General features: G+C 45.1%; 9 protein-coding genes and 1 tRNA gene. 7 read left to right on the forward strand and 3 right to left on the reverse strand.

What is annotated here, in order from left to right; translation table 11 throughout:
- The first annotated feature begins 26 nt into the window (after window positions 1-26).
- The 3 genes from RTV33_RS10900 (at window position 27) to RTV33_RS10910 (ending at window position 3837) form a co-directional block, all read left to right on the forward strand.
- Complete coding sequence (locus RTV33_RS10900; RefSeq protein WP_312644200.1) at window positions 27-1802, forward strand: Na/Pi cotransporter family protein; 1776 nt, start codon at window positions 27-29, stop codon at window positions 1800-1802.
- Between the two features lie 241 nt (window positions 1803-2043).
- Window positions 2044-2631, forward strand: a complete 588-nt coding sequence (locus RTV33_RS10905) for a hypothetical protein (protein ID WP_312644202.1) — start codon at window positions 2044-2046, stop codon at window positions 2629-2631.
- Between the two features lie 141 nt (window positions 2632-2772).
- Complete coding sequence (locus RTV33_RS10910) at window positions 2773-3837, forward strand: peptidylprolyl isomerase (protein WP_312644204.1); 1065 nt, start codon at window positions 2773-2775, stop codon at window positions 3835-3837.
- Window positions 3838-3998: 161 nt separating this feature from the next.
- Here the strand turns inward: RTV33_RS10910 and RTV33_RS10915 are convergent, their stop codons facing one another.
- The gene (locus RTV33_RS10915; RefSeq protein ID WP_312644206.1) at window positions 3999-4661 is read right to left on the reverse strand and encodes a VTT domain-containing protein; all 663 of its coding nucleotides are present in this window, start codon (window positions 4659-4661) and stop codon (window positions 3999-4001) included.
- Window positions 4662-4869: 208 nt separating this feature from the next.
- Here RTV33_RS10915 and RTV33_RS10920 point away from each other — a divergent pair, with 208 nt between their 5' ends.
- Window positions 4870-6225: a sodium-dependent transporter gene (locus tag RTV33_RS10920; protein WP_312644207.1), complete on the forward strand. Its 1356-nt coding sequence runs from the start codon at window positions 4870-4872 to the stop codon at window positions 6223-6225.
- Between the two features lie 73 nt (window positions 6226-6298).
- Here RTV33_RS10920 and rbr read toward each other — a convergent pair whose 3' ends face one another.
- Together rbr and RTV33_RS10930 are read right to left on the reverse strand one after the other, a co-directional pair.
- Window positions 6299-6832, reverse strand: a complete 534-nt coding sequence (gene rbr, locus RTV33_RS10925; RefSeq protein WP_312644209.1) for a rubrerythrin — start codon at window positions 6830-6832, stop codon at window positions 6299-6301.
- A 26-nt stretch (window positions 6833-6858) separates the two neighbouring features.
- The gene (locus RTV33_RS10930) at window positions 6859-7236 is read right to left on the reverse strand and encodes a transcriptional repressor (RefSeq protein WP_312644211.1); all 378 of its coding nucleotides are present in this window, start codon (window positions 7234-7236) and stop codon (window positions 6859-6861) included.
- Between the two features lie 242 nt (window positions 7237-7478).
- Here RTV33_RS10930 and RTV33_RS10935 point away from each other — a divergent pair, with 242 nt between their 5' ends.
- The 3 genes from RTV33_RS10935 to RTV33_RS10945 all read left to right on the forward strand — a co-directional run bounded on the left by RTV33_RS10935 (window position 7479) and on the right by RTV33_RS10945 (window position 11162).
- A complete protein-coding gene (locus RTV33_RS10935) occupies window positions 7479-9638 on the forward strand; it encodes a hypothetical protein (RefSeq protein WP_312644213.1) in 2160 nt (719 codons plus the stop codon).
- A gap of 122 nt (window positions 9639-9760) precedes the next feature.
- Window positions 9761-9847: transfer RNA gene (locus tag RTV33_RS10940), tRNA-Leu, on the forward strand.
- Window positions 9848-10925: 1078 nt separating this feature from the next.
- On the forward strand, window positions 10926-11162 hold the full coding sequence (locus tag RTV33_RS10945) for a helix-turn-helix transcriptional regulator (RefSeq protein ID WP_312644215.1): 237 nt from the start codon (window positions 10926-10928) through the stop codon (window positions 11160-11162).
- Window positions 11163-11208 lie beyond the last annotated feature (46 nt).

Genomic DNA, 11208 nt, shown 5'->3' on the forward strand with positions numbered 1-11208 from the left:
AGAAAGTTTCGTTTAGGAGGAAAACTATGACATTCGGTTTTTTTGGAGTTGTAAATTTGCTGGGTGGCCTGGCACTATTCTTGTACGGCATGAATTTGCTGGGTAGCGGACTTGAGAAGCTTTCGGGCGGACGTATGGAGAAAACCCTGCAGAAGCTTACCAATAACGTTGTAAAGAGTGTTCTTTTAGGTGCATTGGTCACTGCGGCGGTACAAAGTTCATCGGCAACCACCGTTATTGTGGTAGGCCTTGTCAACGCAGGCATTCTAAAGCTGCGTCAGGCCATTGGCGTAATTATGGGTGCCAATATTGGTACCACAATCACCGCGCACATCCTCCGGCTATCCGATCTCGATAGCAGCAATTTCTTTATACAACTTTTGAAGCCCACAAGCCTTGCCCCAATGATTGCAATTGTAGGCATTGTTTTGCTCATGACCTCAAAAAAAGCAAGCAAAAAGGATTGGGGGCAGATTCTCATCGGCTTTGGCATTCTGTTTACCGGAATGTTCAATATGGAGGCGGCAGTTCGCCCCCTCAGCGATCTTCCTCAGTTCGCAGAAATGTTTGCAACACTCTCCAACCCGATTGTTGGTGTGCTGGTAGGTGCTTTGGTTACTGCAATCATCCAGTCCTCTTCGGCATCGGTCGGTATTCTGCAGGCACTCAGCTCTACAGGCATCATCACCTGTTCCGCAGCGTTTCCCATTATTATGGGGCAGAATATCGGTACCTGCATCACACCAATGCTGGCCAGCATTGGTGCAAACAAAAACGCAAAGCGTACCGCTATGGTGCATCTCTACTTCAATCTCATCGGTACCGCTATCTTTTTAGTTGCCACCTACAGCATTCAATACACCATTGGGTTCTCGTTCTGGGATCAACCCATCGGGCGCGGCGGTATTGCAAACTTCCATACCATTTTTAACATTACTGTAACGCTTTTGTTTATGCCGTTTACCCGCCTTTTAGAGAAACTTGCCTGCTGGACTGTGCGCAGCAAGCAGGGTGACGCATCAGAAGACGAGGTTAATATTCTGGATGAGCGCTTTATGGTTTCTCCGGGCCTCGCAATCAATCAGGCACGCAACACTGTAATTCACATGGCAAAGCTTGCCCGCAAAAATTTCAACGAATGCTGCACCTTATTCCACAAGTTTGATGCAAAAACGGTGGAGCGCATTAAAGAAAACGAAAACCTAATTGATAAAATGGAAGATCTGCTTTACCCTTACATGCTCAAGCTTGCCGAGCATGAGCTCACTGAGCCTGAGAGCCGTCAAGTAAGCGAGCTGCTACAGCTTGAAAGCGAGTTTGAACGCATTGGAGACTATACCATTAATATTCTGGAATGCGCACAGTCGCTGTACGAAAAGAACATCAGCTTTTCAGACAAAGCGCTGAAAGAGCTAGATGTGATTAACAGCGCAGTCAGCGAGATCATCGGCATTGCAGCGGATGCAACCGAAACGCACGATTTGAGAAAAACATTAGACATTGAACCTTTGGAAGAAAACATTGACCTGATGGAGGAAACACTCAAAACGCGCCATATCGACCGTCTCAAACAGGGGCTTTGCTCAGTGGATGCAGCGTTCCCATTTGTGGAGACCCTTGCAAATTTGGAGCGTATCTCCGATCACTGCTCCAACGTCGGTGTGTATCTGATTAGCCACGAGGGCGAAAAGCGAAACCTTGACCGCCATGAGTATATCCGCAAAATTCATAAGGGTGAAACCGAGCACTACAACGAAAAGTTTGCTTTTTATGAGGATAAATACTATTCTAAAATCAAATAGCATAGGAGCTGCAAAAAGCCATTCGCTGTACGGCGAACGGCTTTTTTTATAGCTCTGCAACAATTTCCAGCTTTTTTTGCACTATATTACAGGATGGCTGTAGCAAGCTTTGTGCGCCATAGTTCTGTGTACAGAATGTTAAATACCCGGCGGCAGACTTGCCATCTATTTGCAAATGGTGTATCATAAAAATTGTTAATTCATACAGCGGTGTATGGCAAAAGAGAGGAGTAATTTTTTTATGGATCCTTCCATGGGTATGGCTGGCGCTGCAGGTGCCGCGGGCATTGTGACAGTGCTCAAATATATTTTGATTACGTTGGTAGGTGGCGTTGCGCTGGGTGCAATCGGGGGCTTCATTTATGCGGGGATTAAATATCCAAACCCCAATAAGAAAGCGCTGTTTACTGCCAAGCAGAAGATTATTTTTATGGTAATTGGTGTTATCAGCGTTGCGCTGATTGTGTTTGCATTCGCCAAAAAACCAAAAGATAACGGCGATATGATGGTAGACGGCAGCATTTCGGCAGGTATGTCGGATGGCGAAAACGGTGAGTTGGCAGAGGGCGACGCTGAAACCGCAGAAGGAGAAGCAGAAGCCGCACAAGGCGACGCTGAAGCCGCACAAGGCGACGCTGAAGCCGGTGACGGAGAAGAAACTGATACAGAAAGCACAGCAGACGAGGAGACCTCCTCGGAATCGGATAGCAGCTCGTCTGATACTGTTTCCGGTGGAACTGCTACAGGTGGCAGCACTACAAACGGCGGCGGCGGTAAGGTTATTATCGGGGGTGGCGGCGGCGTAGCAATTGCGCGCCCCATGATGTAAGCTTTGTTAAAAACATAATTTGAACAGCCTGTAAAGATTTTTGCTTTGCAGGCTGTTTTGTTTGCTTTTTACCGTGTACATGCTGTATAATTATAATCCGTTGAACCTCATAATTTATAATAATAGCAATTGGAGGCTACTATGAGTTTTTTGAAAAAATCCGTTGCGTTGCTGCTTGCAGTAACAATGTCCGCCGCCGCACTGGCTGGCTGCAGCTCCGCACCTAAAAAAGAAAGCTACCTCACCGATAGCGAGGGAAACCCTGTTCAGGTCGAAAACATTGTAACAATCAACGGCGAAGGAATTTCCCTTGAGGAATACCGTTACTATTTCCTGTCTTCGAAAGCGTACCTAGAGCAGATGTTTGGCGGTATGGCCCCCACCGATTCGGGCAAGAACGACATTTGGGCGGATGAAGAGATGATTAATTCTGTCAAAGAGCAGGCGCTGGAAGCAATTAAGTTTGACCGCGTTCTGCGTAAATACGCAAAAGACAACAAGATTGAACTAACCGTTGAGGATAAAAAGACGGTAGATGATAACATTAACGGTGCCATTGAGCAAACAGGCGGTTTGGATAAATATAAACAAGCACTCGAAGAGATGTTCCTGACCGAGGAGTTGTACCGCAGTGTTGTCGAAAGCCAGGTGCTTCAGTCCAAGGTGCAGAAAGCTATGACGGCTTCCGACAGCCGCCTCGCCCCCACCGATGACGAGGTGAAGGCTTACTTCAACGAGAATTACCTCCGTGCAAAGCACATTCTCATCGAAACCCAGGGCATTACCGATGAGGCAGAGATTGCAAAGAAAAAAGAGACTGCCGACAAAGCACTGGAACGCGCCAAAGCGGGCGAAGATTTTGATGCACTGATTAAAGAATACGGCGAAGACCCCGGCATGGCCAACTCCCCTGAGGGCTACTACTTCCCCGAAGGGCAGATGGTTACCGAGTTTTATGAGGGCACAAAAGCCCTGAAAGACAACGAAATCAGCGGTTTGGTGGAATCCAGCTTTGGCTGGCATATCATTCAGCGCCTACCGATTGCAGACGATTACTTTGATAAAAACAAAGATACCATCGCCCCCGAGATTGTTGCAAACCTGGCAGGCACCAAGCTTAACGAAGAGGTAAAGGCACTCATGGATGCATGTGTTGTGGAGAAAACCCCGGAGTACGAAAGCATTAATGCAAAGAACTTAAAATAAGTAAAAGCAAAGAGCGATGCCTAACGGCATCGCTCTTTTTCATGTTATTCTGCAGCCGATTTTTGCACGCTCATAATCAAATGTTAAGCATAAAATAGGAACTTTTTTACCCCCATAAATTGCCGTTATACGTATTTATCTGTCACCTGCGTAAAATAAACTTACTGCTCATTCCTCTTTTTTCTTTTTTGACGGCGGTTGTACCAAATGGTAGAGCCGAGTGAAATTATAATCATTGCTGCAAACGACACAACAAACTGAAGCGATAGCGGGTTTTCTATGCTGCGCCCCACCAGCACCGCGGGTATCATCACCGGCAGCAGCCCAAGCATGGAGCCTACGGTGTAGGAGGTAAACTCCATGCCGGAGGCACCCAGCACCATACTCACCACGTCACCCGGCAGCAAATTAATAACCCGCAGCAGATAAGACAAAAACACCGCGTTTTTGGATGAATACTCCGACATCTGCCGGGCCTTGGGGTATTTCTCCACCAGCTTGCTTACGGCTTCGCTGCCCGAAAATCGTCCGATAAAATAGGGGATTGAAATGCAGATTAAGAGCCCCACAGTGTTCAGCAAAACTGCGGGCAGCATAGGGAATATTGCCCCCACTGCGATATACAGCACCAACAGCGGAAACACCACCGACACCGATTTTAGCGCATAAAGCCCCAAAATAGTAAGCGCCGCCAACAGATAGTTGTCGGGCGTAATGCTTAAAATATTCTGGATGGAAATTTTTTTAAGTGTTGCACCAAATAGCACAATGATAAGCGCCATTGCCATGAGGGGCAGATATTTTAAAACTTTTTCTTTTTTCATCGTTTCGCACCTTCCCTTATTAAGGAACAGTTTAGCTAATATCCATAATTTTGTAAAGATGTTCGTCAACGTGTAGAAAAGTATCGACATCGCACGCCAAATTATGGGGAATAGTTGCAAGATTTTTGATGTTCATTGATATTCTGCCCCGTATCAAGTAAACTATAAAGTATGTGTTAATTGATAAAAGAGAAAAGGAGTATACTTTATGTCCCAGTCACCAAAACATCACCGGGGTCAATTTACCTCATCATTCGGGTTTATTCTTGCTGCGGCAGGCTCTGCCATCGGCCTCGGAAACCTATGGAAGTTCCCTTATGTTGCAGGAAACAGCGGTGGTGGTTTTTTTATCGTATTCTACTTCCTGTTTGCACTGATTCTCGGTGTTCCCATTATGCTCGCAGAAATGAGCATTGGCCGAAAAACAGAGCTCAACCCCATCGGTGCATTTCAAAAGCTGAACAAAAAGTGGACATTTGTGGGTGTCCTTTGCTGTGTTTGCGCATTTATTATCCTATCGTACTACAGTGTAGTAGGCGGCTGGGTACTTAAATATATTTTTGCCTACCTTACCGGCGGCAACTTTGGTACAGATACTTCTGCGTATTTCGGTAACTTTATCTCCAGCGCGTTCGAGCCGGCCATATGGCACATCATCTTTATGGCGTTTTGTGCATTGGTGGTAATTGGCGGTGTTGCCAAGGGTATTGAAAAAGCAAGCAAATTTATGCTGCCCTGCCTTTTTATCTTAATTGTTGTAGTAGCCATACGTTCAGTTACCCTGCCCGGCGGCATGGAGGGTGTAAAATTCTTGCTGGTGCCCAAATTCGATGCAATAGGCTCTCTGCGTGAACTCAGCAATGTCATGGTTCTCGCCATGGGGCAAATCTTTTTCAGCCTGAGCCTGGGGCTTGGTATTGCTATCACCTATGGCAGCTATTTGAAAAAAGATTCCAACCTGCAAAAGGATGCGTTCGTGATTGTGGGACTGGATACCTTAATGGCAGTGCTTTCGGGCCTTGCGATTCTTCCTGCGGTGTTCGCATTTGGTTTTGCACCTACTGCAGGCCCCGGCTTGATTTTTGAGACTTTACCTTCTGTGTTTGATTCTATGCCGCTTGGCATTGTGTTCGGTCTGTTGTTCTTCATCCTTGTATTTTTTGCCGCCGCTACCTCGGCAATTGCGTTGCTGGAGGTTGTCGCTGCCTACTTTATCGATCACTTTCGCTGGAGCCGTATTAAGGCAACCGTGCTAATGGCATTTGTCATGGGCGTTATCGGTATCTTCGCATCGCTTTCTATGGGTCCGCTTGCCGGTTTCACGATTGGCGGTATGAATCTATTCGATGCTATGGGCTTCTTAACAGATAAAATTCTCATGCCGATTGGCGCATTTTGTATCTGTATTTTTGTTGGCTATGTGTGGGGTGTTGATAAAGTGGCGGCTGAAGTACAGCACCATGGTGTAAAATTTCACATTCTGCGCTTTTTCAATGTCTGTATTAAATACATTGCCCCTGCGCTCATTCTTGTTATCTTGGTTATGGGTCTTATCCCTGCCTAAAATATGTATTAAAAAAGGTCTCCCGACTCAATCGCCGGGAGACCTTTTTATGTAATAAGGAGGACATTTTGAATTAATAATCTTTTACTCTTTGTGCAAAGTAAGCTTTGGGGTGGTCACAAACAGGACATAACTCAGGTGCGTTTTTGCCGCGGTGAATGTGTCCGCAGTTTAGGCAAATCCAAACAATCTCTTCTTCTTTTTTGAATACAGAGTCGCTCTCTACGTTAGAAAGAAGTGCACGGTATCTCTCCTCATGCTCTTTTTCAATCTTTCCAACAGCCTCAAACAAGAATGCGATTTTGTCAAAGCCTTCTTGTTTTGCGGTTTCGGCAAAGCCTTTGTACATATCAGTCCACTCGTAGTTCTCGCCTTCAGCAGCATCCTTCAGGTTCTCGGAGGTTGTTCCAATACCATGGGCGAGCTTAAACCAAATTTCAGCATGCTCTTTTTCATTGTTGGCTGTTTCGGTAAACAGGGCAGCAATCTGCTCAAAGCCTTCTTTTTTTGCTTTAGAAGCGTAGAATGTGTATTTGTTTCTAGCCTGAGATTCCCCTGCAAATGCAGCCATGAGATTTGCTTCTGTTTTTGATCCTCTGAGTTCCATAATCTTTTACCTCTTTCTGTGATGATTTATTTGTTTTTGCAATTGTTACATACGCCGTTAATGATGAGATCATGCCCTGTTACAATAAACCCGGTGCTCTTCTCGATCTCAGTATCCAGTTCTTTCAAACGGTTCAGCTCCACATCAAACACCTCGCCGCAGGAGTTGCAAATCATATGATAATGCTCGTCCAGGCGGAAATCAAAGCGGTCGCTGCCATTGGGAATCGCAATTTTGTGGATAAAGCCATGCTCGACCAGCAAATTCAAATTGCGGTAGACAGTTCCTAGGCTGATGTTAGGGTTTGCATTTCGGAGATGGCTGTATACAAAATCGGCAGTAGGATGTACCGGATTCTCCATAACAGTGTTCAGTACAAGTTCTCTCTGCTTTGAGTATTTCATACCAGTTATCTCTCTTAATTTATTATTCAATTAGCGATAATGGGAATCGTTATCGTTTATCGTGTTTTTACTATACCATATGAGTGTATTCTTGTCAACTACATTTAAAGATTTTTTATAGGCACAAAAGCTTATCGGTACGACATTTTTCTTGCTTTCGACTTCGTTTGGTGTATAATTAAATTAGGTAATTATAACCATTAATTCAACATTTTTCAGGCTTGAGAGTGGAGGGACAACCTATGAAGACCAGAATGCGAGGCACATTAATTTACTGTATTGTATTGTGTCTGATATTTGCTGCGTTGCCTGCAAGTGTTCTAGCAGAGGATTTACTGCTGAGCGATGTACCAAAAGACGCAATTGTGCTGGACAGCGGTTACATAGAAACTGAAGCAGGAACCGATAGCAAGGTTGAAACCACACCTCCAGATATAGATGGGACAGCGGAGAATTTGGGCTCCGGCAGCAGCGAAACATTTGACCTCGATGCAAGCAGTGAGCAGCCGGACGAAGATTTACCACCTGATAATGGTACGGATAGCGGTACACCGTCTTCTAACGCGGAGGATGGAATGATTGCTCTGCCTGTGCCGATGACGGCGATTGCTCCGCAAAGTACGGCTGACAAAATCAGTGTTAAAATAGGTGATAACGAAACCTTCTACGACGATTTTGCGGCTGCCATCACCGCTGCCAATAACGCTACTAGCGACAACATTGAAGTGGTGATAAATAAGCCAATCGAAATCACAGAACCTACCACCATTACCAAAAAGATGACCATAGACGGCGGGAAGCACCTTGTCACAATAAGCAGTGCGGGCGGCGTATTGTTCGACATCAAAACCGAGGGCGTCACTTTAACTCGATTAAACCTCTCGGTAACCTCCTCACTTAGCAATATTGTTGCAAGCGACGCTGGCTATAACTTTATCTACAATAATATTTCTGTTGCCGACGGCGGACAGGTCGAGACTGTGCTCAAGGGTAATGGCACCATCCGAAAAAACATTGTAAAAGGCACAAAAGCTATGCTCACCATAAGTAGCGATGAAGCGGCAAGCATCTACGACATTCGCGAGAATTTTTTTGATGCAGATAATGACGGTAAGGGCGAGCTGCCTCGCGTTACAAGGAACGGGGAGCCCTATTACGGTGCTATCGTGACAGCGTTCCCTTATTACACGGATGAATCGCTAACACAGCTTGCCACCGACAGCAGCTTGGCAGCGGATCTAAAAGACGCCATTGCTAAAGCAAGCATTTCCCCGACAGTTGAAAGTGTTAGCCCCGTGCGTGATATGCTGCTCGCCTACCCCAATGCTGCCAAGCTTATTGATAACGAAACCATCTTTAAGCTAGATAATATTTATCGTATTGCAAACGGCTTTTCGGTAAGTACCATGAGCACTGTCAATTCTTCTGCACTCATTATTGACCCTTCAAAGGTTGTACTGAAAGGCGCGGCACTGTATGCCGAAAATGGCGAAGCTGTCGTGCTCAATATTGCTGATTATAAAGGTACACGTCTGCCCCAACCCTCCCGCTACGATTGCCTAAGGCCTGAGCTGGAGCTTACCCTTACCATAGGCGGCAAGACGGTTACCGCGTTCAGCACACCCATCAGTATTGCTATGCCCGTACCTAAGGGCGCTGACCGTTCGCGTTTGACTGTACTTCACCATCTCAATAGCACCATTGATTTTATTACACCCTATGAGTGCAAAGAAAACGCAAGTGACGGCAACCGCCTGTACGCTTCATTTGTTACCAACAAGCTCAGCCCGTTTGTGTTTGCAAACCGCAAGCCCAGTTTTTCCGGTAGCAGCACCAATACCACTGACCGTGATGCCTATGACTACTGGTGCGGTATTCTCGATGACATCAAGGATGCCGCGGATGAAGCCACCATTTACGCCAGCGCGCGGGACTATAAAACCATTCCGGCATCGGTATTGGAGGCGTTGGAAGGCAAAGATGTTACACTCGAAATCGACTACCGTGGCAGAACCATCACTGTCTATGGCAAAAAGATGCACCCTATTGAAGAAAACCGTGTCTATTATACCTTAAATGACTTGGATGAGCTGTATCAAAAGCCCATAGCGGAGCCTGCAAAGCCCGCCGCTCCGTCCGTGATTCCGCCCACCATTGTCGACACCATTACCCCTCTGCCCCAATCCCCCTCGCAGAGCGAGGCCGCTTCCTCAGCAGAGGGCTCCGATTCCAAGCCAGAGTCGCAAACCGAGACAGTAACCAGATCCGCTACCGTTCCGCCACCCAAACCGGAGAGCAGTTTCCGTCTGTGGATTTTGCTCACCGTTGTGTCATCTGCAATCGCGGTAATCACAGTAATTGTGTGTATTTGTACTGTGCATACAGAAAGACGAAGATTTTAGATACAAATTTTACAAGGGGAATGTATTATAATACATTCCCCTTTTTGCCTAAAAACATTTTTGATTTTTAGAAAAACGTGTTGACAAACTTGAACCAAAATGATAATATAGTAGAGCGACATGCGGATATGGTGGAATTGGCAGACGCGCTAGATTCAGGTTCTAGTGGTAGCAATACTGTGCAGGTTCAAGTCCTGTTATCCGCACCAAGCACATTATAACACAGAAAAGTCTATGCGTACATAGGCTCTTTTGTGTTATAACCGAATATTTAGCAGGGTACTCGTAATAAACAAGCACCCTGCTTGAATATAAGAATTAATGGCAATATAAACTTCTCTTTCGAGTTCATAACCGCATGCATCCCTGCGTTCGGTTTCGTCCGCATTCCGCGTCCGACATTTTTCAGAAGCGCATAGATTGTGTGTGTCATCGCAATCAACCCATACTGGTTGTTTTAAAGCAGATTTCGCTCGTACCTTTACTTCTTTGCATAGCAATTCATCGTATGTTGATTCGGTTATGCCGAACAGGTAGTCTTGGCGCAGAATCCCTTTGTGTCGCTCCGACGACTTTCGTCCCCGGCACACAAACCTGCAAGCCTATATAGCCTATATTGATACACGGTAAAGTATAGATGTGCTGATAACACAAATGTACTTATGCATCGTTGTCAATGTGCAATGTCGGATTTGCAAACTGCTTATCCGGAGCATACCGATTAGGTTTATTCGACAAGGAAATTACTATTCGGTATGGTATATTTAAAGCGGTCGGACGACCACCTTAAAACAAAAGAAAGAGCCTTTAGATGCACCGTGACGGATGGTTAGCATCTAAAAGCCCTTGAAATCTATCCAAAACTGTGATAATATCACAGCATGAATACGCTCTCATAAGTCTTACAAGATGGGTGTCATCTTTAAGGCGCAAGCGCATTGTCTGTTGCGAGCAGATGGTGCGCTGTGAGGGTGTTTTTTGTTGTCTAAAGATAATATAGCATATCTTGGTAACCAATGCAAGTATTTACCAGTTGATTTAGTAGTGAGAAATACTCCCGTTTCATTCCCTACATTCGAGCAATCTTTCATTCTTGCTACCGCCTATTGCTGTATGGTGTACCCGCTTCTAGTTATATTCTTTACCTTATATACTTATTATACATCGAAATGGATGCATATTCAATTGTTAATGCTGACAAATATATACAGTCAGAAATGTATATTGTGTGCATTTAATTCAGTGTACATTTATGATAAAATGGGAGAGTAAAGGAGGTTCAAAATCATGCCAATTGATTATTCAAAGGCTTTTGACTTAATGAAAGAAAGAGGCTTAACCACATATCGCATAAGAAAAGACAAAATTATATCAGAAGGTGCACTACAAAGTTTGAGATATGGAAAAAGTGTCACAATGGATACAATTGAGAAGTTATGTGCTGCATTAGGTTGCCAACCCGGTGATCTCATGAAATATGTTTCGGATGAACAAAAAGACGGAGCTGCCCTAGAGGTGAACTGACCCCAAAAAGTTAGACAAATATTTAATAAGAAAATTGTTCAAGCAA

The sequence above is a fragment of the Hydrogenoanaerobacterium sp. genome (assembly GCF_032017025.1).
GTDB lineage: Bacteria > Bacillota > Clostridia > Oscillospirales > Ruminococcaceae > Hydrogenoanaerobacterium.